The sequence below is a fragment of the Kitasatospora sp. NPDC058478 genome (assembly GCF_042720345.1).
Classification (GTDB): Bacteria; Actinomycetota; Actinomycetes; order Streptomycetales; family Streptomycetaceae; genus Kitasatospora.
In genome coordinates this window covers 33,931-59,175 of record NZ_JBHXML010000038.1, presented here as the reverse complement: position 1 = coordinate 59,175, position 25,245 = coordinate 33,931, and the positions used below count along the sequence as shown (strand labels likewise).

24 protein-coding genes are annotated in these 25,245 nt (G+C 74.4%); 10 read left to right on the top strand and 14 right to left on the bottom strand.

Translation table 11 applies throughout. From position 1 onward, the window contains the following. Positions 1-54: 54 nt before the first annotated feature. Complete coding sequence (locus tag ACFWPT_RS22085; RefSeq protein WP_380483628.1) at positions 55-852, bottom strand: phytanoyl-CoA dioxygenase family protein; 798 nt, start codon at positions 850-852, stop codon at positions 55-57. A gap of 369 nt (positions 853-1,221) precedes the next feature. Between ACFWPT_RS22085 and ACFWPT_RS22080 the strand changes: the two genes are divergently transcribed. From ACFWPT_RS22080 to ACFWPT_RS22070, 3 genes are all read left to right on the top strand, one after another. Next, positions 1,222-1,899, top strand: a complete 678-nt coding sequence (locus tag ACFWPT_RS22080) for a TetR/AcrR family transcriptional regulator (RefSeq protein WP_380371818.1) — start codon at positions 1,222-1,224, stop codon at positions 1,897-1,899. Between the two features lie 140 nt (positions 1,900-2,039). Further along, positions 2,040-2,234 carry a DUF1918 domain-containing protein gene (locus tag ACFWPT_RS22075; protein WP_363377130.1) on the top strand — a complete coding sequence of 65 codons (195 nt, stop codon included), beginning with the start codon at positions 2,040-2,042 and terminating at the stop codon, positions 2,232-2,234. A gap of 50 nt (positions 2,235-2,284) precedes the next feature. Further along, positions 2,285-2,470, top strand: coding sequence for a hypothetical protein (locus ACFWPT_RS22070; RefSeq protein WP_380483625.1), 186 nt, complete (start codon positions 2,285-2,287; stop codon positions 2,468-2,470). A gap of 55 nt (positions 2,471-2,525) precedes the next feature. Here ACFWPT_RS22070 and ACFWPT_RS22065 read toward each other — a convergent pair whose 3' ends face one another. Beyond that, positions 2,526-3,266, bottom strand: a complete 741-nt coding sequence (locus ACFWPT_RS22065) for a PIG-L deacetylase family protein (protein WP_063350402.1) — start codon at positions 3,264-3,266, stop codon at positions 2,526-2,528. Between the two features lie 200 nt (positions 3,267-3,466). Between ACFWPT_RS22065 and ACFWPT_RS22060 the strand changes: the two genes are divergently transcribed. Both ACFWPT_RS22060 and ACFWPT_RS22055 read left to right on the top strand, forming a co-directional pair. After that, positions 3,467-4,489 carry an MDR family NADP-dependent oxidoreductase gene (locus ACFWPT_RS22060; protein ID WP_380483623.1) on the top strand — a complete coding sequence of 341 codons (1,023 nt, stop codon included), beginning with the start codon at positions 3,467-3,469 and terminating at the stop codon, positions 4,487-4,489. 18 nt (positions 4,490-4,507) lie between these two features. After that, on the top strand, positions 4,508-4,894 hold the full coding sequence (locus tag ACFWPT_RS22055) for a MerR family transcriptional regulator (protein ID WP_380371831.1): 387 nt from the start codon (positions 4,508-4,510) through the stop codon (positions 4,892-4,894). An 84-nt stretch (positions 4,895-4,978) separates the two neighbouring features. Here the strand turns inward: ACFWPT_RS22055 and ACFWPT_RS22050 are convergent, their stop codons facing one another. The 5 genes from ACFWPT_RS22050 to ACFWPT_RS22030 all read right to left on the bottom strand — a co-directional run bounded on the left by ACFWPT_RS22050 (position 4,979) and on the right by ACFWPT_RS22030 (position 10,579). Beyond that, positions 4,979-6,220 (bottom strand): MFS transporter, encoded by a 1,242-nt coding sequence (locus tag ACFWPT_RS22050; protein WP_380483621.1) that lies wholly within the window; start codon positions 6,218-6,220, stop codon positions 4,979-4,981. Positions 6,221-6,225: 5 nt separating this feature from the next. Continuing rightward, complete coding sequence (locus ACFWPT_RS22045) at positions 6,226-6,840, bottom strand: GNAT family N-acetyltransferase (protein ID WP_380483619.1); 615 nt, start codon at positions 6,838-6,840, stop codon at positions 6,226-6,228. Continuing rightward, on the bottom strand, positions 6,837-7,979 hold the full coding sequence (locus ACFWPT_RS22040) for a type III PLP-dependent enzyme (protein WP_380371938.1): 1,143 nt from the start codon (positions 7,977-7,979) through the stop codon (positions 6,837-6,839). The genes ACFWPT_RS22045 and ACFWPT_RS22040 overlap by 4 nt, the downstream gene beginning before the upstream one ends. 150 nt (positions 7,980-8,129) lie before the next feature. Then, complete coding sequence (locus tag ACFWPT_RS22035; protein WP_380483617.1) at positions 8,130-9,506, bottom strand: DUF6271 family protein; 1,377 nt, start codon at positions 9,504-9,506, stop codon at positions 8,130-8,132. After that, on the bottom strand, positions 9,488-10,579 hold the full coding sequence (locus ACFWPT_RS22030) for a phytanoyl-CoA dioxygenase family protein (RefSeq protein WP_380337358.1): 1,092 nt from the start codon (positions 10,577-10,579) through the stop codon (positions 9,488-9,490). The genes ACFWPT_RS22035 and ACFWPT_RS22030 overlap by 19 nt, the downstream gene beginning before the upstream one ends. Positions 10,580-11,033: 454 nt before the next feature. Here ACFWPT_RS22030 and ACFWPT_RS22025 point away from each other — a divergent pair, with 454 nt between their 5' ends. After that, the gene (locus ACFWPT_RS22025; RefSeq protein ID WP_380371843.1) at positions 11,034-12,983 is read left to right on the top strand and encodes an FUSC family protein; all 1,950 of its coding nucleotides are present in this window, start codon (positions 11,034-11,036) and stop codon (positions 12,981-12,983) included. A gap of 90 nt (positions 12,984-13,073) precedes the next feature. On the opposite strand, the gene ACFWPT_RS22020 is transcribed toward ACFWPT_RS22025, so the two are convergent. Then, entirely contained in the window at positions 13,074-14,477 is a 1,404-nt protein-coding gene (locus ACFWPT_RS22020; RefSeq protein WP_380371846.1) for an amidase, read from the bottom strand. Positions 14,478-14,717: 240 nt separating this feature from the next. Between ACFWPT_RS22020 and ACFWPT_RS22015 the strand changes: the two genes are divergently transcribed. Then, positions 14,718-16,049 (top strand): cytochrome P450, encoded by a 1,332-nt coding sequence (locus tag ACFWPT_RS22015; RefSeq protein WP_380483614.1) that lies wholly within the window; start codon positions 14,718-14,720, stop codon positions 16,047-16,049. A 53-nt stretch (positions 16,050-16,102) separates the two neighbouring features. Here ACFWPT_RS22015 and ACFWPT_RS22010 read toward each other — a convergent pair whose 3' ends face one another. From ACFWPT_RS22010 to ACFWPT_RS22000, 3 genes are all read right to left on the bottom strand, one after another. Then, positions 16,103-16,561, bottom strand: a complete 459-nt coding sequence (locus ACFWPT_RS22010; RefSeq protein ID WP_380371851.1) for a hypothetical protein — start codon at positions 16,559-16,561, stop codon at positions 16,103-16,105. Positions 16,562-16,674: 113 nt separating this feature from the next. Beyond that, entirely contained in the window at positions 16,675-17,256 is a 582-nt protein-coding gene (locus tag ACFWPT_RS22005; protein ID WP_380483612.1) for a DUF421 domain-containing protein, read from the bottom strand. Positions 17,257-17,375: 119 nt separating this feature from the next. Then, positions 17,376-18,155: a LysR family substrate-binding domain-containing protein gene (locus ACFWPT_RS22000; protein ID WP_380483610.1), complete on the bottom strand. Its 780-nt coding sequence runs from the start codon at positions 18,153-18,155 to the stop codon at positions 17,376-17,378. A 58-nt stretch (positions 18,156-18,213) separates the two neighbouring features. Between ACFWPT_RS22000 and ACFWPT_RS21995 the strand changes: the two genes are divergently transcribed. From ACFWPT_RS21995 to ACFWPT_RS21985, 3 genes are all read left to right on the top strand, one after another. Beyond that, a complete protein-coding gene (locus ACFWPT_RS21995; protein ID WP_363377117.1) occupies positions 18,214-18,642 on the top strand; it encodes a DUF5997 family protein in 429 nt (142 codons plus the stop codon). Between the two features lie 121 nt (positions 18,643-18,763). Continuing rightward, the gene (locus ACFWPT_RS21990) at positions 18,764-19,687 is read left to right on the top strand and encodes an SDR family oxidoreductase (RefSeq protein WP_380483608.1); all 924 of its coding nucleotides are present in this window, start codon (positions 18,764-18,766) and stop codon (positions 19,685-19,687) included. A gap of 153 nt (positions 19,688-19,840) precedes the next feature. After that, positions 19,841-21,541: a DUF885 domain-containing protein gene (locus ACFWPT_RS21985; RefSeq protein WP_380483606.1), complete on the top strand. Its 1,701-nt coding sequence runs from the start codon at positions 19,841-19,843 to the stop codon at positions 21,539-21,541. Between the two features lie 53 nt (positions 21,542-21,594). Here ACFWPT_RS21985 and nadE read toward each other — a convergent pair whose 3' ends face one another. The 3 genes from nadE to ACFWPT_RS21970 all read right to left on the bottom strand — a co-directional run bounded on the left by nadE (position 21,595) and on the right by ACFWPT_RS21970 (position 25,231). Further along, positions 21,595-22,428: an ammonia-dependent NAD(+) synthetase gene (gene nadE / locus ACFWPT_RS21980; RefSeq protein WP_380483603.1), complete on the bottom strand. Its 834-nt coding sequence runs from the start codon at positions 22,426-22,428 to the stop codon at positions 21,595-21,597. Between the two features lie 110 nt (positions 22,429-22,538). Beyond that, positions 22,539-24,455 (bottom strand): ATP-dependent zinc metalloprotease FtsH, encoded by a 1,917-nt coding sequence (gene ftsH, locus ACFWPT_RS21975; RefSeq protein WP_380371863.1) that lies wholly within the window; start codon positions 24,453-24,455, stop codon positions 22,539-22,541. Positions 24,456-24,571: 116 nt separating this feature from the next. After that, a complete protein-coding gene (locus tag ACFWPT_RS21970) occupies positions 24,572-25,231 on the bottom strand; it encodes a DsbA family protein (protein WP_380371866.1) in 660 nt (219 codons plus the stop codon). Positions 25,232-25,245: the final 14 nt, after the last annotated feature.

Genomic DNA, 25,245 nt, shown 5'->3' with positions numbered 1-25,245 from the left:
AGACGGTTCTCGCCGGACGGTTCTCGTCAGACAGTTCTCGCCGGACAGTTCCGGTCAGGCGGTTCCGACGTACTCGGTGAAGTGCCGTTCCGCGAACAGCTCCGGCCACCGGCCCTCCGCCAGGCCGAGTTCACGGGCCCGGGCGAGCATCAGCCGCCAGTGCGGCTTCACCGGGCGCCAGCGCGCCCCCACCTGGCAGTAGGACGCGTCGATGAAGTACCGGGGCCTGCCCGGGCCGTCCGGCGCCGGTCTGCGGGTGTGGAACAGCGCCGAGTTGAGCAGCACCGTGGAGCCGGGCGGCAGCCGGTCGATGACCACCTCGCCGGGCAGTTCGGCGGTGCCGTGGTGGGCGTACGCCGTCTTCCCGACGGTACGACGGTGCGAGCCGGGCAGGACGGCCAGGCTGCCGACCTTCTCGTCCAGGCCGCCGAGGTAGTGCAGCGCGTGGACCATCAGCAGCGACGGGTCGGCGCGGTCGTTGGGCTCGCAGTCGTGGTGCCAGGCCTTGCCGGGGATCCCCGGGGCCTGGCGGTCGCTGTGCAGGTGGTGGAAGACGAAGGACGGCCCCATCAGACCGGACAGCGTCCGCAACAGCGTTGGGTGGGTGAGGAGTTCGCCGTGGGCCGGCAGTTCCAGCTCCAGCACCGGGGGCGGGCCGTGCCGGGCGGGGTCGGTGCAGGCGGCGATCGAGCGGGCCCGTAGGCCCTCGTCCACCCAGCGGTCCACCTCGGGGGCGAGCCTGGCCCCGAGCGGTTCCGGCACCAGGCCGGGCAGGACCAGGTATCCGGACTCCAGGAACTGGCGGTGTTGCTCGGTGTCTAGGGCCTTACGCCCTCCGGAAGTCTGCGTCACCGAACCGGCCCCCTCCTTCCGGATGACGGGTCGCACAGTCGGGCACGGCGGATCGGACCTGAACAGGTTCGGGTTCTATGAAACGCACGGGATCATCCAGACCTCGGGTGGCGCCGGGTTCGTCCGTCGTCGCCACAGCTGACACACGTTCACCACGAAAGGGCACGAGTTGATCACGCAAGGTAGTCCGCTGAGGAGTATGAACCGTTGATCGTGTCCACCACAAGACCACCGCCGACTCCTGGACACCTTCCCGCCACCGTGACGTTCAGCTCCAGCCACCAATCGACCCGTTCCCCACCCGAAACTCCGGACCCATTGCGCCCCGGTGATTCGCCGCTGGCACAGCGGATGCGGCACAGTGACGTCATGAGCGGCGACACCAGGAGTCACGAGAGCGCCGGGCGGGGCCCCGTGACCAGGCGCCGTCCGGTCCAGCAGCGCAGCCAGGAGCGGTACGGCCGGATCCTCGACGCCTGCGCCGGGCTGCTCGACGAGGTCGGCGCCACCGCGCTCACCACCAAGGAGGTCGCCCAGCGCGCCCAGGTGCCGATCGGCACCCTGTACCAGTTCTTCGCCGGCAAGGAGGACCTGCTGGCCGCCCTCGCCGGCCGCAACCTCGACCGCTACCTCCAGCGGCTCGACCACCGGCTGGCGACCGCCGCGCCCCTCGGCCCGGCCGGGTTCACCGACCTCGCGGTGGAGGAGTTCGTCGCGATGAAACGCGCGGTGCCCGGCTTCGGCCAGCTCGACTTCGGCCTCGCCGACGCGACCGCCCCCGCCGGGCTGCGGGACGACCGGCACCTGCTCGACCCGGGCGTGGACAACAACACCGCCGTCGCGCTGCGCCTCCAGGCGCTCGGCGGCGAGGTGTTCGCCACCGGCGACCCGGCGGCGCTCACCCTCGCCCTGCGGGTCGCCCTGGAGGCCGCCGACGCGGTGCTCAAGCTGGCCTTCCGCGGCGATCCGCAGGGCGATCCGGCGCTGATCGCCGAGTGCAAGCGGCTGGTCCGCGGCTACCTCGCGGAGCAGCCGCCCGCCCGCTGAGACCGGTCCCCGCACGTCCCTCGGGTCCCGCCCCGCTCCCGCGTCCCGCCCGCCCGCGCCGTTGCGAGCCCGCCTCCGCCGCAGCACAGTGGAAGGCGGAACGGCCGCAGAGGCGGCCGCCACGACCCGAGGAGCAGACCATGCACGCAGCGGTAGGTGACCAGCTCCACATCCACAGCAGGTCGGTGGGCATGACGGACCAGAAGGGCGAGATCGTCGAGGTGCGCGGCACCGACGGCGAACCGCCGTACATGGTCCGTTTCGAGGACGGCCACGAGGGCCTGGTCTACCCCGGCCCCGACTGCGCCATCGAGCACCGCCCGGCGGACCGCTGACCGACTCCCCCGCCGCCCCGCCCCCCACCCGGGCGAGGTGGTGAGCAGCGGTGTCCGCCCCCACGGCCCCGCTGCCCGGAACGCTCGCCGGGCTCGCCGGGCTCGCGCCACTGCTGGACCACTACGGGTACCCCGCGGTGGCGCTGCTCGTGCTGCTCGACAACTGCGGCATCCCGGTGCCCGGGCAGACCGCCTTGGTGCTCGCCTCCGTGTACGCCGGCACCGACACCGAGTAACCAGGTAACCAGGCCGGGCAGCCGGCCCATCCGGGTGGCCGGGTGGCCGCGCGGCTCAGCGCAGCGGGAACACCTCGAACGACGCCGCGAACCGCACCCCGAGCCGGCCGCCCGCTCCCCGCCCGGCCCCCTCCAGGAACTCGCGTGCGTCCGCCATCGCCCCGCCCAACCCGGCCAGGTACGCCTTGTGCTCCTCCAGCGAGGCCACGCCCAGGTCGAAGTGCTCGGTGGTGTCCACCGCGTGACCCGACTCCGGCGAGGCCGCCGCCCACACCTGCCGGACGCCGTTCCACGGCTCGTGGCCCTCGGCCAGCAGCTCCCGGAACACCCACCGGTTGCCGGCGTCCCGAGCCGCGTCCAGGGCGGCCCGCCCGACCGCGATGTGGTCGGCCTGGTTGGGGACGGTCCCGCCGTAGGTCTCCCGGAAGTTGCTGGTGATCACGATGTCCGGCCGGTGCCGGCGCACCGCCCGGGCGATGTCGCGGCGCAGCGGCAGCCCGTACTCCACCGTCCCGTCCGGATGTCCGAGGAACTCGACCACGTCGACGCCGACCACCCGCGCCGAGGCGATCTGTTCCGCCTCCCGCAGCGGCCCGCACTCCTCGGGGTTCATCGAGTCGATCCCGGCCTCGCCGCTGGTGACCATCACGTAGACGACCTTCTTGCCCTGCGACGTCCACCGCGCGACGGCCGCGGCGGCGCCGTACTCCATGTCGTCCGGGTGGGCGACGACGGCCAGCGCGGTCTGCCAGTCCTCGTCGACGGGCTGGTAGGGCTCGACGGCCTGCTCACTCATGGTGCTCGTCCCTCTCGGTGCGGCTCACAGTCACATGGTCATACGGTCGTTCCGCAGGCGACTCTAGAAGACCCCCACACCCACACCCCGTCGGACACCCTCCCGGGCCGGCCGGGTTGCCCCTGACGCACGGGTCAGGGGTTAGCGTCCGGGCACCCGCGGCGGATCGGCCGCCGCGTCGGTTCTGGAGGAGTGCTGCGATGACGCTGCCCACGACGGCCCGGGTCGTCCGGTTGGTCACCGAGCCGGGCGGGTTGCCCGGGCCCGGGGACTTCGCGGTGGTGGAGGAGCCGTTGCCGGCGCCGGGGACGGGCGAGGTGGTAGTCCGCAATCGGGCCTTCCTGGTCTTCCCGGGCCTGCGCACGCTGATCGGGGGCGAGCTCACGGGGGCGCCGTTGCCGGCGATCGGGCCCGGGGACGCGCTGTACGGGCCGGCCCTCGGGGAGGTGCTGGCCGCTCCGGCGGGCGGGCCCCTTCGGCCCGGCGACCTGGTCACCCACCTGCGGGGGTGGCGGGACCTCGTGGTCGCGGACGCCGCAGGGTTCACCCCGGTCGACCCTGGGTTCCCGGACCCGGTGGCGCTGCTCTCCCCCGGCACGGCCGGCTACGGCGGACTGACCCGCGGCGCCGGGGTACGCCCGGGGGACGTGGTGCTGGTGACCGGCGCGGCGGGCGCGGTCGGCACGCTGGCCGGGCAGGTCGCCCGGCTGCTGGGCGCCTCCCGGGTGATCGGCACCACCGGCTCCCCCGCCAAGGCGAAGCGGCTCACCGCCGAACTCGGCTACGACGCGGTACTGGTGCGCGGCGAGCGGCCGTTCGCCGCGCAGCTGGCCGAGGCCGCGCCGGAGGGCGTCGACGTGCTGCTGGACCTGGTCGGCGGGGAGCAGCTGACGGCCGCCGTCGACGCGGCCCGGCCGGGGGCCCGGTTCGCCCTGGTCGGCGCGCTGTCCGGGCAGTTGGCACCGGAGCGGCGGGGCGGCAGTTCGCCGGCTCTGGTGGACAGCTTCCGGGTGATCATGCTGGGCCTGACCCTGCGCGGCTTCACCGGCGTGGACCACCCGGACCTGGAGGCCGAGTGGCGGCAGCGGTTCGGCGGCTGGCTGCGCACCGGCGAGATCGTCTTCCCGTCGACACGGGTGGCGGGCATCGACCAGGCGCCGCAGGCGTTGCGGAGGTTGTTCGACGGGGACACCTTCGGGGCGACGATCGTCGACCTCGCATAGCACCGAGGAGGAACGGCCATGCGGATCGGGGACGCGGCGGCAGCGGCGGGCACCACGCCCAGGGCACTGCGCTTCTACGAGCAGCGGGGGCTGCTGCCGCCGCCGGCCCGGTCCGCCTCGGGCCAGCGCGAGTACGGGCCGACCGAGGTCGCCCGGGTGCGGGCGATCCGCCGGCTGCTGGCCGTCGGGCTGACCGTCGACGACCTGGCCAGCCGCCCGCACCGCCTGGACCTGCTCACCGAGGAGCCGCCGCGCCGCTGCTCGGACTCCCCCGGCCTGGAGACCTTCGCCCCGGTGGTCACCGCCCGGCTCGCCGCCCTGGACGCCGAGATCGCCCGGCTGACCGCCCTGCGCGAGCGCCTCGCCCGGCACGTCGCCGCCGGGGGCGCGGACCTGCCGGGCTGACCCGGTCCACCATCCGGAACACGGCTCGCCCGGAACGCCGCGACGGGGGAGGCGCGGCGTTCCGGGCGAGGTCTGCGGGGGGAGCTAGCCGGCGTCCGGGGCGAGTCGGCCGTCGAGGGACTCGGGGTGGGACTCGGGGTGGGGCTCCGGGGCGGGCCAGCCGATCCGGGTGGCGCAGAGCGAGACGACCGCGGCGGAGACGGCGACGGCGGCCATGCCCCACACCAGGCTGGTGGCGTCGGCGATGAAGCCGATCACGGCGGGCCCGGCGAGCAGCCCGGTGGTGCCCATCGCGGCGACCAGGGAGAGCGCGTCCGAGCCCTGGCGGGCCGCGGCGACGTAGACGCACGGGGTGACCGCCGCGACGCCGAGGCCGACGCAGGCGAAGCCGATCAGGGTCGGCACGACGCCGCCGACGAGCAGGGCGAGGGCCAGTCCCGTGCCGGCCAGCAGGCTGCCGGTCCGCACGATCCGGCCGTCGCCGAAGCGGGTGCGCCAGCCGTCCGCGAAGATCCGGGCGAGCACCATCATCACCGAGACGACGGCGATGCCCAGCGGGGCGAGCCCGGCACCGGCGTTCACGACGTCCTTGAGGTAGAGCGCGGACCAGTCGTTCATGGCGCCCTCGGTGACGGTGCCGAACACCATCGCCAGGCCCATCCAGAGGGTCGCCGCGGCCGGGAGGACGAAGCGGCGGCGGTCCTTCTTCGCGGCCGACGCCTGCTCCTGGTCCGGCCCGTCCTGCGCCGCGGCCGGCGCGTCGTCCGTGAGCAGACCGGGCCGGGCGACCACGACCAGCACCGCGAGCAGCGCGGCGGCGAGCCCGAAGTGCACGGCGAGCGTGCCGGTGAAGGCGGTGACGCCGGAGGCGAGCAGCGCGGCGAGCAGCGAGCCGGCGCTGAAGGTGGCGTGCAGGCGGGACATGGTGGTCCGCGCGTAGCGGGCCTCCAGCGCCGCGCCCTGGGCGTTCATCGCGACGTTCAGGCAGCCCACGGCGACGCCGTCGCAGAACAGCACCAGCAGGGTGAGCGGGTAGTCGGGCACCACGGACAGGGCGACCAGGACGACGCCGAGGGCGAGCGCGGAGAGCACGGACAGCAGGCGGGAGCCGAACCGCCGCATCAGCACCGCGACCAGCGGGAAGGACACCGCCGCGCCGACCCCGCAGGTCATCAGCAGCAGGCCGATCTGGGCCTCGCCGAGGTCGAGCCGGGCCTTCAGCGCGGGGATCCGGGAGACCCAGGTCGCGTACTGGAATCCGAGCAGGAAGAACAGTGCGGCGATGGCCAGTTGGGACCGGCGGAAGTCATCGCGAACGGGGGACATGTGCATCAGCCCACTTCGGCTCTGGGTGGGAACCCGAGGGACGGGTCGGTGGAGGGGGTCATCGCCTGGACCACGGCCGGGACGGCGGCCGGGACGGCGACGGCGATGGTGGCCGGGGCGGCGGCCGGGCTCAGCGGCATCGCCATGTAGAGCGCCTCGGGGCCGTAGCTCCCGGGCAGTCCGATCTCGGGGCGGGCGCGGTAGCCCAGCGGGGCCCACACCACCTGCGAGCCGCGGACGGCGACCAGGGACATGGTGCGGTAGCCGCGGGCCCGGGCGGTCTCCTCCAGGCCGCGCAGCATCCGGTGGGCCAGGCCGCGGCCGCGCAGGTCCTCGGCGACGACCAGGTCGTGGAGGTGCATGTTGGTCGCGCGGACGCCGCCGGCCTCGGCCCGGCTGAGGTCGGGGCACTGGAACAGCGGGTAGGGCAGGGCCAGCAGGTAGCCGCCGAGGCCGCCGGCGTGCTCCAGGACGAAGCAGGTGTCGGGCGAGGCGCGGTGGCGGGAGCGCAGCGCCTCGCGGCCTTCGGACAGGCCGCTGGCGGCGTAGGCGCGTTCCTCCAGTGCGACGACGCCGTCCCAGTCCTCCTCCTGGAGCAGCCGGATGCGCAGGTCGGTCATCTGCCGCTGTCTCCGTCCGGGCCGCCGGCTCCGCCGATGCAGGTGTAGGGCAGCGGCTCGAAGCCGTTGAACCCCTGGGTGGTGTAGGCGGTGGCGTAGGCGCCGCAGGAGTGGATCCAGACCGGTTCGCCGGAGGCGATCGCACGCGGGACGCGGACCAGGCCGTCCTCCTGGGCGTACGCGTCGTCGCTGTCGCAGGTCGGGCCGGCGACGACGGCGTTGACGAACTGGCCGCCGGGGTGGGTGGGGAATTCGAGCCGGTACTGGAGCTCGTCCATCTCGTACAGGCCGTTGAACTTGCCGCAGCTCAGGAAGAGCCAGTCCTCGCGGGTGCCGTCGAGCTGGTGCCGGGAGGAGAGCCGGGCGACGTGGGCGCGGATGGCGCCGTGGTCGGCGACGAGGTGCCGGCCGGGCTCCAGCAGGAACTCCAGCGGCGCGGCGTTGACGGTGCGCAGCCGGTCCATGCCCTCGCGGATGACCGCGAACATCTTGTCCAGCGGCGGGTCGAGGGGGCGGCCGTGCCGGTCCAGGACGCCGAGGGCGGGCAGGCCGCCGCCGAGGTTGATCCGCTGCGGGGTGATGCCGCGCCAGTTGAGCGCCTCCAGGACGGCGGCGAGCGAGTCCACGGCGGCGCCCCAGGCTTCGGCGGTCATCTGCTGGGAGCCGACGTGCACGGAGAGTCCGGACGGGGTGAGGCCGGCCGAGCGGGCGGCGTCCAGGACGCGCAGGGCGTCCTCGGGCGAGCAGCCGAACTTGCGGCTCAGGCCCCACAGGGCGCCGTCGCCCGAGGTGGCGACCCGGCAGAACACCCGGGAGCCGGGGGCGTGTTCGGCGATGGCGGCGACGTCCTCCAGGCTGTCGGTGGCGAAGTCGCGCACGCCCAGCCGGTAGGCCTCGGCGATGTTGCGGTCGGACTTGATGGTGTTGCCGTAGTGGATGCGGTCGGGGCTCACCCCGGTGCGCAGGGCCTGGGCGATCTCCTGGGGGCTGGCCGCGTCGAAGCCGGAGCCGAGGGCGGCGAGGCGGCCGAGCACCTCGTCCACCGGGCAGGCCTTCATGGCGAACCGGACGGTGACGTCGGGAAGCTCGCCGATCAGGTCGGTGTACTGGCGCTCGATGCCGTCGAGGTCGTAGATGATCCGGTCGTCGGTGGCGGCGGCGAGGGCGGCGCGGAGCGCCGTCCGGTCGTGCGCGGCCGGGTCGGGCGCGACGCCGGTGTGGGCGGTGGTGTGGTGCGCCGGGGCGCGGTGGGCGATGGTCTGACGTATCACGAATGGCTCCCGGTGCGGCTACCGCAGCAGCCGGTCGGCGGGCGTGGCCTTGCTCGCCCGCATGAGCGGACCCCACGCGTCGATCAGCAGCGCGAAGTCCTCGATGTCCGCCTGCGCTTCGTCGAGCAGACGCGCCCGCTGGGGCGCCAGGTGGTCGGCGAACTCGGCGTACTTCCCGCCGAGTCGCCGGTAGCAGTGGTCCAGCGCGTCGAGCCGTCGGTGGTTCTCCGCGCGGTCCGTCGCGGCGCTGCGGCGGGCGGAGTCGGCGATGACGTCGGCGCGGATGTGGTGCGCCTCGTCGAGGAGGGCCCCGCGGGCCGCCTCCATCTCGGAGTAGACCGGGTAGAGGTAGAGCATGGAGAGCAGGAACTTGGCGTAGCGCAGCTGGTAGGCGGTGAAGCCCGCGCCGGTGCGCCGTTCCGGGGTGTAGTAGTTGACGATGTGCCGGTTGTGGACGACGCCGGGCAGGGTGGCGTCGCGGACGAGGTGCAGCAGGAAGTAGTCGCTGCCGATGGTGGCGGTGGCGGGCGGCAGCGGGACGCGGTCGTAGACCTCGTGGTCGAGGGCGACGTTGCACATGTCGATCCGCCAGATGTCGGGCAGGTCGAGCACGGCGCGGTCGTGGCGGAACGGGTCGGTGCCGCCGCCGGTGAAGGAGTCGGCGACGAGTTCGCGGCGTTCCTGCTCGCTCGCGCCGGTGGGCGCCCAGAGCGCGACGACCTGGTGGTAGGCGTCCGGGTCGAGTTCGCGGATCTCGCCGATGTCGACGGAGAGTTCACCGATGAAGGAGCCGCCGACCAGGGCGACGGGCTTGTCGGCGTGCACCGGGTCGAGGGTGACTTCGGTGACGGCGGCGGCCGCGTCGGCCGCCTTGAGGCCGAGCGTGGCGAGCTCGCGCTCGATCGGGAACACCGGTTCTCCGTCGAGCAGTTGGTACGCGCTGTCGGAGTCGCGGCGGTGCACGGAGGAGCAGCCGAGCGCGCCGGCGAGCAGGAACGCCCGGTTGGTGCAGGCGCCGTAGGAGACGGCGTCGGGGAGCATCAGGTCGAGCAGATTGTCGCCGAGCGGCCCGTCGGGGCCGGCGGCGCCGGAGCGCTCGATCACGTCGCGCAGGAAGGCGCGTTGGGCGGCCTCGTCGAGGTGGTGGACGACCACCTCCCCAGCCTCGAAAGCGGCACCAGAGCCGACGGCGGACGCAGCGCCGGACCCGGCGGCGGGCAGCGCGGCGACGGCCTCGGCGTGCCGCCGGTAGGTGGCCGGATCGGCGGAGTCCAGGATCAGCAGGTGCACCCGGACGCCGAACCGCCGTGCGGCGTAGGCGGCTTCGGCGCCGATCGCCGCGATGGTGGCCGCGCACTCGCGGTTGGTGGGCAGGGTCAGGCAGACGGCGCGCATGCCGGCTCCCCCGTGGACTCGGCGGGCTGCGGGGCGGGCCGGTCGTCCGTGGACTCCGGGCCGTGCCAGGAGCGCAGTCCGAGCAACCGCTCGCCGAGTTCGGTGAGTTCGGCGGGCCCGTAGCGCAGCGACTCGTGGCGGGTCGCGTCGCCGACCAGGGTGCGGTTCCAGTCCGGGGTGGCGAGGGTGCGCCAGGACTCCACCCGGGAGCGGCGCAGCTGCGCGGCCTCCTCCAGCGCGGGCATCATCGACAGGTACTGCACGGCGCGGACGCCGTTCTCGGAGGTGTTGCGGGCGACGCCGTGGGCGAGCAGGCCGTTCCAGATCAGCAGGTCGCCGGCCTTCAACTCGGGCCGCACCACCGGGAACTCGGTGCGGTCGACGTCCGGGCGGATCGGGTCGCGGTCGGCGGCCTGGGCGGCCTGCCACTCGTTGAAGCGGCGGAACAGCTCCGGGTTGCACTGGAAGCCGCCGTGGTCGGGCCGGGTGTCGTCGAGCGCGATGATGCCCTGGACGCGCTGGGGCAGCATGCCCTGGGTGGTGTCGACGTCCCAGTGCAGTTCGATGTCGAAGCCCCGGTCGGTGGGCTCGATCAGCGCGCGGTCGCGGTTGCGGATGTTCGGCGGGTTGAGGTTGAGCCGGTCGAGGGTGACCCAGAGCTCCTCGCAGTCCCAGACGTCGACGAAGGCGTCGTAGACCCGCCGGGCCTGTCTGCTGTCCCAGATCAGCTGGTGGTGGTAGGCCTCGACGAAGCCGTAGATGTGCAGTTCCCGGTCGAGTTCGTCGCGGTGGTCGCGTTCGCGGTACCAGTCCTCGGGGCGGTCGGGCGAGAGGCCCTGGAAGTCCCAGGCGAAGTCGAGCAGGCGCCGTGCGGCCTCGGCCGGGATGGCCTCCTTGACCACGATGTAGCCGTAGGTCTGCCAGAACGCGAAGTCCTCCTCGGAGAGCACCCGCAGCGGACGCTCCTTGCGGACTTCGCGCAGCGCCGTGCGCGCGAGGTAGCTCTCCCCGTCCTCGCTGAAGTAGGGGCGCGCCGAGGCGGCTCGGTGCAGATATCCGTCAGGGCTCGGCATGGGCAGTCACTCCATGGTTCGTAGTCGACGCAGCGCTTCCTGGACGCACAGTGCGGGCACGGCGAGCCGACGGCCCGTCACCGGCCGTGCGTGGAATTCAGCCCGCGGACCGCATGCCGTCCGCATGCGCTCCACCTCGCCCAGGGCTCCGGCCGCGCAAGGTTTCGCCACGTCAAGGGGCCAACTCGACGGTCCGGCAAGGCCCCTCACCCTGCCTCAGCCCTGGCCGAACCACGCCCCTCATACGTTGGACTAGACCAACTAATGGTGTCAACCCTCGACGGCTGGTTACCAATAGGGAAATCCCTGCAGTTCAGATGGCCCCTCGGGGTTCGCTTTATGTTTCGGAGAGTGACATAAGTCGGGATATGTTTCGGGAATTGACATACCCGGACGTGAACCAAAACGAGTTCCCCAGCGTTGCGCCCCGTCCTTCGCGCCGTACGTTGGGCCTATGGCACACCGCCCCGCCGCCACCCGGCTCACCCCGCCCGGCTGGCTGACCGCGAGCCTGCGCCCCAAGGCCGCGCCGGTCCCCTGGGCCGCCGCCGCCCGGGCCTCGGTGGCGCTGGCCGCGCCGCTCGCGGTCGGCACGGCCACCGGCCGGCCCGGGTACGGCGCGCTGGTGTCGATGGGCGCGCTGTCCGGGGTCATCGGGGACACCGCGGACGCCTACCGGATGCGGGTGTTCAACATCGCCGTGCCGCAGCTGTTCGGCGCCCTCGGGGTCCTGCTCGGCACCCTGGTGTACGGTGCGGGCTGGACGGCCGTCGCCGTGCTGACCGCCGTCGCCCTGGTCTCCGGCATGATCTCCTCGATCGGCGCGGTCGCCTCGGTGTCCGGACTGCTCCTGCTGCTCAACGCGGTGGTCGGCGCCGGACTGCCGCTGCCCTCCCCCTGGTGGGCGCCGCCCGGACTGCTGCTGCTCGGCGGCCTGTTGGTGCTCGGCCTCACCCTGCTCGCCTGGCCGCTGCGCGGCGGCGCGCCGGAGCGCTCCGCCGTGGCCGGCACCTACCGGTCGGTCGCCGCCTTCCTGGAGGCCGCCGGCACCCCCGGAGCCGACGACTCGCGGCAGGCGCTCACCCAGTCGCTGAACCAGTCCTACGACCTGCTGCTCGCCCGCCGGGCCCGCCGGCACGGCCGCTCCCCCACCCTGGTCCGGCTGCTCGCCCAGCTCAACGCCGCCATCCCGGTGGTGGAGGCCGCCTCGGCGGCGCAGCTGCGCCCGCGCGAGTGCGGTCCGCTGCCGCCCGCCTACCCGGCGGCGGTGCGCGAGCTGGCCGCGGCCGTCGAGCGGGGCCGCTCCGGATCGACCCCGCCGCCAGGACTGCCCGATCCGGCCGGGCCGTCCACCCGCGCCCTGGTCGCCGCGATCGGCCACGCCCGGGCCGTCGCGCACGAGCCCGCACCCGACCCGTACGCCGACGACGACCCGCTCGGCCGGCCCGCCGCGCTGCGGGTCCGCACCCGCCGGGCCGCCCACGCGCTGCTGCTGTCCGGCGCGTCCTGGCGGTACGGGCTGCGGCTGGCCCTGTGCATCGGCCTCGCCCAGATCCTGGTGTCGGTGATCGCGGTGCCCCGCTCGTACTGGGTGTCGCTGACCGTCACCTTCGTGCTGAAGCCCGACTTCGGCTCGGTGTTCTCCCGGGCGGTGCTGCGCGCGCTCGGCACCGCCGCCGGGCTGCTGATCGCCATCCCGGTGCTGGCCGAGGTGCCGCACGGCTGGTGGGACGTGCCGGTGATGGCGGCGCTGGCGGCCCTGATCCCGGTGCTGTCGGCGAAGGGGTACGCGTTCCAGACCGCGGCGATCACCCCGGTGATCCTGCTGCTCTCCGACCTGCTCAACCACCGGGGCTTCCACCTGGTGCTGCCCCGGCTGTACGACTCGCTGATCGGCTGCGGCATCGCGCTGCTGACCGGCTACCTGCTGTGGCCGGAGTCCTGGCACACCCGGATCGGGGAGCGGCTGGCCGACGCCGTCGCGGACTCCGCCGCGTACGTCTCGCTGGCCTTCACCACCGGGCCCGGGGCCGACCAGCCGGCCCGCGCCCGGTACCGGCGGCGGCTCTACCGGGACCTGTCCGCCGTGCGCAGCGAGTTCCAGCGGGCGCTCACCGAACCGCCGCCGGTCGGGGCCCGGGCCGAGGCCTGGTGGCCGCTGGTGATCGCGGTCGAGCGGATCGTGGACACCACGACCGCCACCCGGGTCCGGGTCGAGCACGGCGCTCCGGCGCCGTCCCCGGCCGAGGTCGGCGCCGTCGTCCGGGAGCTGTCCGACCTGGCCGGGGCGCTGCGCAGCGGCGGGCCGCTGCCCGAGGCCGGGCCGGACGACCTCCGGCCCGACTGCGCGCTGGGCCGGCTGCACCGCGAGGTGCAGGCGGCGCGGGCGGTGGTGCCCGCCTGAGGGCCGGGCCGGCCGGGGCCGGCCGGTCCTGGAGCGGCCGCTCGGGCATCCGCCCCGTCGAAGGCCGGGCCAGTCCCGCCGCAGGCCCGGTCAGTCCTGGATCCGCCGCCAGGGCCGGTCCGCCTCCAGCTCGAAGGCCAGCTCCAGCAGCAGCCGCTCCTGCCCGTGCGCGGCCGAGAGGTGCACGCCGATCGGCAGGCCGCTCGGCGCGGCGCCGGTGGGCAGGGCGATGCCGGGGCCGCCGGTCACGTTGTTGACCGGGGTGAAGGCCACGTAGCGCTGGAGGCGCTCGATCAGCTCGTCGAAGGCCACGTTCGGGCTGAGGTGGCCGATCGGCGGGGCGGCGTGCGCGAGGACCGGCGAGAGGATCACGTCGTGGGTGCGGAAGAGGCCCGCGTACGCGGCTTCGGCGCCGCGCAGCCGGCGCAGCACGGCCGGGGTGTGCAGGAACTCCCGCTGGTAGAGCCGGCGCAGCCCGGTGGTCAGGCCGTCGAGCCGGTTGATCCGGAAGCTGCGGTCCAGCATCAGCCGGCCGCTGACCGCGATGGCGAAGGCGATGTAGCCCCAGTAGAGGACGAAGTCGCGGGAGAACTCCTCGCCGAACGGCAGGGTGGTCTCCTCGACGTGGTGGCCCAGTGCGGCCAGCCGGGCGGCGGTCTGCTCGACGGCGGTGCGGGTGGGCTCGTCGGTGCCGGCGAGCGGCGAGTCCACGACCAGTCCGATGCGCAGCCGGCGCCGCCCCGGGCCTTCGACCAGTCCGAGCGGGGGCAGCGCGGGGTTGCGGTGGTGGCGCTCGGCGGCGGCGTAGAAGGCGGCGGTGTCGCGGACGGAGCGGGTGAGCACGCCGTCGGTGACGAGGTCGATCGGCAGTTTGCCGCCCTGGGCGTTGGTGACCAGGCGGCCCCGGGTGGGCTTGAGTCCGACCAGTCCGCAGCAGGCGGCCGGGATGCGGATCGATCCGCCGCCGTCGTTGGCGTGCGCGATCGGCACCACTCCGGCGGCGACCAGCGCGGCCGAGCCGCCGGAGGAGGCGCCGGCCGAGTGCGAGGGCTTCCACGGGTTGCGCACCGGCTGGGCGGTGGCGAACTCGGTGGAGGCGTTGAGGCCGAACTCGGGCAGCCGGGTCTTGCCGAGGACGGCCAGGCCGGTGGCGAGGAACTGGTCGGTGAAGCGGGAGTTGCGCCGGGCCGGGCGGGCCTGGAAGGCCTCGCTGCCCATGCCGGTCGGCAGGCCGCGCAGGTCGACGTTGTCCTTGAGGAAGGTGGGGACGCCGTACAGCGGGCCGTCGGTGCCGTCCGGGCCGAGCCGGGGCCGGTCGTAGGACGGGTGGGCGACGGGGGTGAGCGTCCGGTCGACCCGGGCGGCGCGGGCGGCGGCGGCCGCGGCCAGTTCGGCGGGGGCCACCTCGCCGGCGCGGACGAGGGCGGCCAGGGCCACGGCGTCGTGCGCGCCGAGGGCGTCGTCGGTGAACCCGTGGGCCCGCTCGTCGGTCATCCGAACTCCCCAATCCCTACTGACCGGTAGTCGCGCAAGAGTTCGCAGTGTAGGCGCGGGGCGGCGCCCGGGGATACCCCACCCCCGGCGCCCGCCGTCGGCCCCCGACGGCGCACGGGCGTTCGGCATGCGCCCCCGCGTTCACCCCACCCGCCGGTCGGAGATCGTTTCGCCGACGGCCCCGGGGAAAGGCCGGATCACGAACCGATCCGGTCCACCCCCCACCCCAAGGTGACGCCCGTGCCCACCCAGTACACCTCGGCCACCGCCCCCGGCGCCCTCCCCCTGCTCGGCCACGTCCCCGCGTTCGTCCGCCGGCCGCTGGAGTTCGTCGCCGGCCTGCCCGCCCACGGCGACCTCGTCCGGCTGCGGCTCGGCCCGCTGGACGCGTACGTCGCCTGCCACCCCGAGCTGGTCCGCCAACTGCTCACCGAGGACCGCACCTACGACAAGGGCGGGCTCGTCCTCGACAAGGCCCGCGAGGTCTTCGGCGACGGCCTGGCCACCTGCCCGGCCGCCGCGCACCGGCGCCAACGCCGCATGCTGCAACCCGCGTTCCACCGCGACCGGCTGCCCGGCTACGCCGCGATGATGGCCGAGGAGATCGCCGGCACCACCGCCTCCTGGAGCGACGGCGACGTGGTCGACGTCCCCGCCGCGATGTACCGCCTCACCACCGCGGTGACCGCCCGCTGCCTGTTCGCCGCCCACGAGCGGGCCGGCTCGCTGCCCGTCCACGACAGCATGGACGTCATCACCCGCGGCGTCGGCCGGCGCGTCATGATGCCGCTGCCCGGCACCGACCGCATCCCCACCCCGGGCAACCGCCGCTTCCGCCGCGCCCAACAGGACCTGAAGGAGGTCACCCGGCGGCTGATCGCCGACTACCGGGCCGCCGGCACCGACCACAACGACCTGCTGTCCACGCTGCTCAGCGCCCGCGACGAGGACGGGCGGGGGCTCACCGACGCCGAGATCCACGACCAGGTGGTCACCTTCCTGCTCGCCGGCATGGAGACCACCGCCGCCACCCTCTCCTGGGCCTGGACCCTGCTCGCCGCCCACCCGGCCATCCGCGACCGCCTGCACGCCGAGCTGGACACCGTGCTCGACGGCCGCCCCGCCCGCCACGAGGACCTGCCCGCCCTGCCGCTCACCGCCAGGGTGGTCACCGAGACGCTGCGGCTCTACCCGCCGGTGTGGATCCTCAGCCGCGTCGCCGCCGCCGACGCCGAACTCGGCGGCCACCGCGTCCCGGCCGGCGCGACCATCCTGTTCAGCCCGTACCTGCTGCACCGCCGCGCCGACGTCTTCGCCTGCCCCGCCCGCTTCGACCCCGACCGCTGGCTCACCATCACCCGCCCCTCCCCCGGCACCTACGCCCCCTTCGGCCTCGGCGCCCGCCGCTGCATCGGCGACGTGTTCGGCATCACCGAGGCCGCCCTCGCCATCGCCACCATCGCGGCCCGCTGGACCGTCACCCCCACCCCCGGCCGCCCGGTCCGCCCCGCCCGCAGCTCCTCGCTGTCCCCCCGCCCCTTCACGGCAACCCTCGCCCGCCGGGCCTGGTGACCGGGGCTCCCGCCCCGCGCGGGCGGCGGGCGGGATCCCCGCCTGACGATTCGTCACATGGTGCGCGGCGGGCGGGGGATGCCCTGCCAGCGGTAGAGCATGGACTCCCACGTGTAGGTGTAGGCGAAGGTGACGTCGAAGCTGGTGGTCCGCTCCAGGTGCGGCTGGCCGGGGGTCTCCGGGTCGAGCCAGGTGGTCGCGCCGTAGACGGACGCCCGCGGGTACACGCAGATCGTCCAACGGAACCAGCCCGAGGAGAGCTGGACGTCCTGGGACGGCACGTTGCCGCCCGGCGTGCCGAAGCTCCAGGCGTACGTGCCGGCGTCCAGGAACAGCCGCCGCTCGACGCACTGCTGCGCCGGCGTCACCGGAGCCGGCAGCGGCACCAACTGCCCGTAGCCCTGGAGGAATTCGCGTTCGGTCGCGGCGGATGCCGTCCCGGCCGCCGGCCCGGCCACCAGGGCGAGCAGGACGGCCGTCAGGGCCGGGATCCAGGAGAGTCTGCGCAGCATTCGATCCTCCGGCCGGACGGAGGCCCGGCGAGTGTGGACGGAAGTGGTCTACGCCAATCCTGCCGGGCCGGGTGCGGCCGTTCCCATCCCAGACCTCTGGGGTGGCCGCCGGGTCAGTCCTCGCTTCGCCGGTCGGCCGCCAGGGTGGTGAGCAGCCGCTCGATGGCCTCCAGCCGGCGGTGCAGGTCCTCGACGTCGCCGCGGGTGGCGCTCTGCTCGGCGGGCTTGAGGGTGATCACCAGCTGGCCGTCGGGCTCCAGCCGCCCGACCGCGACGTCGCGGATCGTGTCGCCGTTCTGGACGCGGACGGCGTGCTCGATCTCGGACGCGCGCAGCGCCAGCCCGCGCAGCGCGCCCGGGACGAGCTTGCCGTCGCGCACCACGGTGGTCGGGGTGCCCTCCAACAGCCGGGCGGCACGCGGGTCGTGGGCCAGCCAGCGGGTGACGGCGGCGTTCACCGCGATCAGGGTGACCGCACCGATGGCGCCGCCGAGCAGGCTGTTGTCATTGCCGATGATCGCGTTCTGCACCACGTTGGACAGCAGGAAGATGACCACCATGTCGAAGGTGTTCAGGCCCGCCAGCCCGCGCTTCCCCGCGATCCGGAACAGGATCAGGATCAGCCCGTAGACCGCGATCGTGCGGAGGATCTTCTCCACGATCGGAATCTGGACGATCACCAGGTCGTGCCACATGGCCCCGCTCCTTCAACCCCTCGGCCGGACGGGGCGGGCAGCGCCCGGGCCCGACGGTACGCGCCCCGCCGGGCCCCAGCCAGCACCCGGACGAACCCGGGTCCCCGGCCGGACACGCCCTACGAGCGGCGCTTCGGCTTGCCGCGCTTGGCCGCGGCCGCACCCCGGCCGCCCGCCGCGGGCTTCGGCCGGCCCTTCTGCTGGCCGGACTTCTGCTGGCCGCCCTTCTGCGGCTGGGACTTGCGCGGCGCCGCGGCCTTCTGGGGCTCGGCCGCCGGCTGGGCGCCGCGCCCGCGCGAGCTGTTGACCGTGCGGCCCCGGACGATGCCGATGAACTCCTCGACCAGCTCCGTCGTGCGGTCCTCCGGCCAGGCGAGCGCCACCTGGGACTGCGGCGCCTCGGCGACCGGCCGGAAGGTGAGGTCCTTGCGGTGGTGCAGCCGGGCCAGCGACTGCGGCACCAGCAGCACGCCGACGTTGGCCGCGACCAGCTCGATGGCGTCGGCGGTGCTGGCCGGGCGCTCGATCGCCGGGCGGCCGGGCAGCGCGCCCGGCCAGCCGAGGGTGTCGTCGAGCGGGTGGAACACCACCTCCTCGGCGAGGTCGCCGAGCGCGACCTCCTCGGCGGCCGCGAGCCAGTGGTCCTTGGGGAAGACCACGACGGTGGTCTCGGCGTAGAGCGGGATCGCGCTGAGCACGTCCCGGTCGACGGGCAGCCGGACGAGCCCGGCGTTCGCGGTGCCCTCGCGCAGCGTCCCCTCGCCGTCCCCGGCCGGGACGGCGAGGAGGTCGAGCCGCACGTCCGGGAGCCGCTCGGACCACACCCGGACCCATTTGCCGGGGGTCACGCCCGGGACGTACGCGAGCCGGAAGGACGGGTTCACCTGCATGTCTGTCACAGGGCAAGGCTACCGACCGTGACCGGGAGCGCCCGCGCACTCCCTTACCCTTGTCACCATGACATCGCTCAAGCAGAAGACCAGCCAGACCATGAAGCCGGCCACCGCCGCCAAGAAGCTGGGGATCTACCTCGACGCGGCGCCGACCGGCTTCCAGGAGGGTGTGGTCTCCCGCGAGGAGCTCAGCGCGCTTCAGGCCGACCCGCCGCAGTGGCTCCAGGAGCTGCGCCAGAACGGCCCGCACCCTCGCCCGGTGGTCGCCGCCAAGCTCGGCGTCTCCATCGCCGGCCTGGCCCGCGGCGGCGTGACCGAGGCGCTCACCACCGAGCAGATCGAGGCCGTCAAGGCCGAGAACCCGCTCTGGCTGCAGCACGAGCGCGCCAACCAGGTGGACGTCCGCAAGGAGGCCGTCCGGATCAAGGAGAAGCAGGAGAAGGACGCCGCGGCGCTTGCCGCCAAGGCTGCCAAGGCCGCCAAGGCCGGCTGACCCGCGCGCTCCGGCCGCCGGCCGGGCCCGATTGTCAGACCCCTGCGCAAGGCTGGTGCCGACGTCCGTTCCACGGGCGTCGGCACAGTCGTCGGCGGACATGCGGACAGGGAGCTTGCGGATGGCACGGGCAGCAGGGGCGCTGGACGGTCGGATCGCCCTGGTCGCGGGGGCGACCCGGGGCGCCGGGCGGGGCATCGCGGTGGAGCTGGGCGCCGCCGGGGCGACGGTGTACGTCACCGGGCGAAGCACCCGCGAGCAGCGCTCGGAGTACGACCGGCCGGAGACCATCGAGGACACCGCGGACCTGGTCACCGCGGCCGGCGGCCGGGGCATCGCAGTGCCGACCGACCACCTGGTCCCGTCCCAGGTGGCCGCCCTGGTGCAACGGATCGACGCCGAGCAGGGCCGGCTGGACGTCCTGGTCAACGACATCTGGGGCGGCGAGAACCTGTTCGGCTGGAACGTCCCGGTCTGGGAGCACGACCTGGACGACGGCCTGCGGCTGCTCCGCCTCGCGGTGGAGACGCACGCCGTCACCAGCCACCACGCCCTCCCGCTGCTGCTGCGCCGCCCGGGCGGCCTGGTCGTCGAGATGACCGACGGCACCGCCGAGTACAACCGCGACACCTACCGGAACTCGTTCTTCTACGACCTCGCCAAGGCCTCCGTGCTGCGGATGGCCTTCGCGCTCGGCCACGAGCTGGGCCCGCGCGGCGCCACCGCCCTGGCGCTCACCCCCGGGTGGATGCGCTCGGAGATCATGCTGGAGCACTTCGGCGTCACCGAGGAGAACTGGCGCGACGCCGTGGCCCGGGAGCCGCACTTCGGCATCTCCGAGAGCCCGTACTTCGTCGGCCGGGCGGTCGCCGCCCTCGCCGCCGACCCCGAGGTCTCCCGCTGGAACGGCCGGTCGGTGTCCAGCGGGCAGCTGGCCCTGGAGTACGGCTTCACCGACCGCGACGGCAGCCGGCCGGACTGCTGGCGCTACCTGGTCGAGGTGCAGGACGCGGGCAAGCCGGCCGCGCCGGAGGGCTACCGCTGACGGGGCGTCGGCGGCGGTGCCACGGGGCGCCGGGGAGAACCCCTTTCCCCGCGCCGCGTATTGACCGCGCCGCCACCGACTCCGAATAATCGGCGCCACCGGGGCGCCCAGGCAACCCTCGTCACTCTGACCACACCGGACCGGGGAGCGCCCATGACCGACCAGCCGCACCACGACGAACCCGCCGCGCTCGCCGCCCCCACCGCACTCGCCGCCCTGGCCGAGGAGTACTTCGCCGCCGAGAACGCCCACGCCCCGTTCGACGCGACGCTGAGCGGGGTCGAGGGCTACGCCCACGAGGTGCCCGACCCGTCCCGCGCGGCCGCGCTGCGCCACCGGGACGCGCTGGCGGGCTTCGGGGCGCGACTGGCCGCGATCCCGGTGGACGCGCTGGCCGGCGAGGACCTGGTCACCCACCGCGTGCTCGGGCGGCTGATCGACAACGGCACCGGCCGGATCACCCACGGACTGGGCGACTTCAGCATCTCGGCGACCATCACCGCACCGCAGAACGAGGCCTTCACCTCGCTCGCCATGACCTCCGTCGACCAGGAGGGCGCCGACGCCTACCTGGAGCGGCTGGCCGGCCTGCCGGGCTACTTCGACGCCGCCCTGCAGCTCCACCTGGACGCCGCCGCCGAGGGCCGCACGCCCCTGCGCAGCGGCGTCGACGCCGCCCTCGACCAGCTCGACGCCTACCTGGTCGCCAACCCGGACGACGACCAGCTGCTGCGCGCGCTGCAGGGCCGCCCGGAGTTCGACCGGGGCCGGGTGATCGTCCGCGACGGCGTGCGCCCGGCCGTGGCCCGCTACCGGGCCGGCCTGGCCCAGCGGCTGGCCGCGGACGCCCGGCCGGACGACCGGGCCGGGGTCTGCCACGTGCCCGGCGGCACCGAGGGCTACGCCGACGCCGTCACCCGCTACACCCGGCCCGGGCTCACCCCGGAGGAGGTCCACCGGATCGGCCTGGACACCCTGGCGGGGCTGCGCGAGGAGTTCGCCGAGCTGGGCGGCAGGGTGCTCGGCATCACCGACCCCGACGCCGTGCTGGCCGCGCTGCGGGAGGACCGCGCGCTGCGCTTCGGCAGCGCCGAGGAGATCATCGCCCTGGTCGACGGGGCGCTGGAGCGCGCCCGCCGCGCCTCGGCCGACTACTTCCGGGCCTACCCGATCGCCGACTGCGTGACCCGGGAGATCGACCCGATCGAGGCGGAGACCGGGCCGCTGGCCTACTACCAGCCGCCGGGCCCGGGCGGCCTGCCCGGCACCCACTGGATCAACACGCTGCGCCCGCAGACCAGGTTCAGGTACGAGTACGAGGCGATCGCCTTCCACGAGAGCGTGCCCGGGCACCACCTGCAGATCGCCGTCGCCCAGACGCTGCACCACCTGCCGGAGTTCCGGCGCCGGCCGAGCGGCCAGCTGACCGCCCACGTCGAGGGCTGGGGCCTGTACACCGAGCGGCTCGCGGACGAGATGGGGCTGTACAGCTCGGACCTCTCCCGCTTCGGCATGCTGTCGCTCGACGCGCTGCGGGCCGTGCGCCTGGTCGTGGACACCGGTCTGCACCACTACGGCTGGTCCCGGGAGCGGGCGATCGCCTTCATGCGGGACAACACGGCCACCACCGAGGCCAACGTCCGCAACGAGATCGACCGCTACCTGGCCTGGCCGGGCCAGGCGACCGCGTACCTGATCGGCCGCCGGGAGATCGTCCGGCACCGCGAGCGCGCCCAGGCGGCGCTGGGCGGCCGGTTCGACATCCGGGAGTTCCACCACGAGCTGATCGGGCACGGCAGCCTGCCGCTGGGAGTGCTGGACACGCTGGTCACGGACTGGATCGCGGCGCAGTAGGGCCCGCCGCTCCGACGGTGCGCGCACCGCGCACCGTCAGGCCGGTTCGGCTGCTACGCCGGGGTGACGGGCGGGCGGCGCTTGTGCTCGGTGCGGCGGTAGTGGCCGAGGACGGTGCGGAAGACGTCCTCGCTCACCGGCCGCTCCTCCAGGAAGTCGTCCAGGGCCTCGTAGGGGACGCCGAGGGCGTCCTCGTCGGGGCGGCCGGGGGCGAGGGTCTCCAGGTCGGCGGTGGGGGTCTTGTGGACGAGGTCCGCCGGGGCCCCCAAGGCCTCGGCCAGGGAGCGGACCTGACGCTTCGTCAGCCCGTCCAGCGGCATCACGTCGGCGGCGCCGTCACCGTACTTGGTGAAGAAGCCGACGGCCGCCTCGGCGGCGTGGTCGGTGCCGACGACCAGGCCGCCGGTGGCGCCCGCGACCGCGTACTGGGCCACCATCCGCTGGCGTGCCTTGACGTTGCCGCGGACGAAGTCCTCGTGGGAGCGGTCGGCGAAGGTGAGGCCGGCGGACGTCAGCGCGTCGAGGGCTGCGTCGGTCGCGGGCCTGATGTCGACGGTCAGGGTCCGGTCCGGCCGGATGAAGTCGAGTGCGCGGCGGGCGTCCGCCTCGTCCGCCTGGGTGCCGTAGGGCAGCCGCATGGCGCAGAACTCGGCCTGGTGTCCGGCGGCGCGCAGCCGGTCGACGGCGAGCTGGCAGAGCCGCCCGGCGGTGGTGGAGTCGACGCCGCCGCTGATGCCGAGCACCAGCGTGCGGGCGCCGGCCGCCCGGAGCTGGTCGGCGAGGAAGTCGGCCCGGCGCTCGGCCTCCTGCTCGGGGCTGGGGACGGGGGCCACCCGCAGGGTGCGGGCGATCTCCCGCTGGAGGTCGGCGGACAGGGGTTCGGTCATATCGACTCCCGGGTGAAGGTGACACGGTGGGTGCCCGCCCTGGACGCTACCAGCGGGTTCCGCGCGTTCGACGAGGTGGTGGCGGTGCTGCGGCAGGCCGGGGCGAGCGCCTACGCGGGGTGCCGCAGGATGTCGAGGACGACGGCGCCGTCGACGGTCTCCTGGGCGACCAGCAGGGCGGCCAGTTCGTCGAGGTGGTGGCGGTGTTCGCGGAGCAGGTCGACGGCGCGGCGTTCGGCGCGGCGCAGCAGGCGGGCCACCGCCTCGTCGACGGCGCGCTGGGTCTGCTCGGAGTACGGGCGGCGGAACAGGTCCTCGGGGCCGTCGCCGAGGTAGTTCGGGGAGCCGCTGGAGTAGCCGACCGGGCCGAGTTCCGGGGAGAGGCCGAATTCGCGGACCATCCGGGTGGCGACGCCGGTGGCGTGGGCGAGGTCGTTGGCGGCGCCGGTGGAGCCCTCCCCGAAGACCACCAGCTCGGCCGCCCGCCCGCCGAGCTGGACGGTGATCAGGTCGATCAGGTAGCCCTCGGTGTACAGGTGGCGTTCCGCTTCGGGGAGTTGTTCGGTCGCGCCGAGGGAGACGCCGGCCGGGAGGATGGTCACCTTGGCGACGGGGTCGGCGTGTTCGCACAGCGCGGCGGTCAGGGCGTGCCCGGACTCGTGGACGGCGACGGCGTGGCGCTCCTCGGGCAGCAGCGCGTTGGAGGAGTCCCGGCGGCCGAGCAGGACGCGGTCGCGGGCGGTGTCGAGGTCGTCGGCGGTGAGGGTGGCGCGGTCGGCGCGGACGGCGTTGATGGCGGCCTCGTTGACCAGGTTGGCGAGGTCGGCGCCGGAGAAGCCGGGTGTGCCGCGGGCGATGCGGTTCAGGTCGGCATCGGGGGCGAGGGTCTTGCCGCGGACGTGGACGGCGAGGATCGCGGCCCGTTCCGCCTGGTTGGGCAGCGGGACGGTGACCTGGCGGTCGAACCGGCCGGGGCGCAGCAGGGCCGGGTCGAGGGCGTCCGGGCGGTTGGTGGCGGCGATGACGACGATGCCGGTGGTCGGGTCGAAGCCGTCCATCTCGGAGAGCAGCTGGTTGAGGGTCTGTTCGCGTTCGTCGTTGCCGCCGAGCCGGGTGCCGCCCGCGCGGCGGCCGCCGACGGCGTCGATCTCGTCGATGAAGATGATGGACGGCGCGCGTTTGCGGGCCTCGTCGAAGAGGTCGCGGACGCGGGAGGCGCCGACGCCGACGAACATCTCGACGAAGCCGGAGCCGGTCACGGAGAGGAAGGGCACCTCGGCCTCTCCGGCGACGGCCCGGGCGAGCAGGGTCTTCCCGGTACCGGGCGGGCCGACCATGATCACCCCGCGCGGGCCCTTGGCGCCGGCGGCGGCGTAGCGTTCGGGGCTGCGCAGGAAGTCGACCACCTCGCTGACCTCCTGCTTGACGCCCTCGTACCCGGCGACGTCGGCGAAGCGGGTGGCGGGCCGCTCGGCCTCGATGATCTTGGCGCGGGAGCGGCCGATGGCGCTCAGGCCGCCGCCGAGCGAGCGGGCGGCCATCCGGCCGGACCAGAGGAACAGCCCGCCGAAGAGCAGCAGCGGCAGGAACAGCAGCAGCGTGGACCAGACCGAGCTGCCGCCGCTGTGGCTGGCGGTGATGTCGACGTGCTGGCCGGCCAGCTCGCCGCTGAGCTGGGAGGTGTCCAGGGCGGTCGGGATCTGGCTGGTGAAGTGCGTGCCGTCCTTGAGGGTGCCGGTGACCCCGCCGGTGTCGGTGATGTCCACGGTCTGCACCTGGCCGGCGCCGACCCGGTTGAGGAAGTCGGTGTAGCCGTAGTTGGCGCCGGTCGAGCCGGAGCGCGAGAACAGGATGAGCAGCAGCAGGGTCACCAGGACGGCGACGGGCAGCAGCCAGCGGCGCATCGCGGGCGGGGGCGGCTTGGGCGGCGGCGGGCCGCCGGGGGTGCGGGGCCGCTCTGGGCCCCCGCCCGGGGGCGGCGGGGTCGCGGGGTGGCGGGCGGCGCGCAGCCGGATTCGGGTGATCATCCGCGCCCACCACCTCTCCGCCGCCGGGCCTTCCCCCTCCATGGTGGGGCGAGAAGGGCCCGGACGGGAGGTCCAGGACGAACCGGCCGGCCCCGGCGCGGGGGCCGGCGGCGCCGTCAGGAGAAGTCGAGCGAGCCGGTCCGGGTCCGCTTGAGCTCGAAGAAGTTCGGGTAGCCGGCCAGCAGCCGCACCCCGTCGAAGACCCGGACGGCGTCCTCGCCGCGCGGGATGGCGCTCAGCACCGGGCCGAAGAAGGCGACGCCGTCGACGTGGATGGTCGGCGTGCCGACCTCCTCGCCGACCGGGTCCATGCCCTCGTGGTGGCTCTTGCGCAGCACGACGTCGTACGCCGTGCTGTCGGCCGCGGCGGCGAGCTCCTCCGGCAGTCCGGCCGCGACCAGGGCCTCCCGGATGACGGCGTCGTCGGCGGGCCGGTCCTGGTCGTGCAGGCGGGTGCCGAGTTCGGTGTACAGGTCGCGCAGCACGTGCTCGCCGTGCTGTTCGGCGGCGGCGATGCAGACCCGGACGGGGCCCCAGCCGGTGGTCATCAGGCGCTGGTAGCGCTCGGGCAGGTCGGTGCGGCCCTCGTTGAGGACGGACAGGCTCATCACCCGGAAGGTGAGGTCGAGCTCGCGGTGGCGCTCGACCTCACGGATCCACCGGGAGGTGATCCAGGCGAACGGGCAGATCGGATCGAAGTAGAAATCGACTTTGGTGGTCACGGTGAAGAGCCTAGACGCCGAGTGGACCGCTTTCCAGGGCCAATCGATCACCATTGCGGTGGGCCACT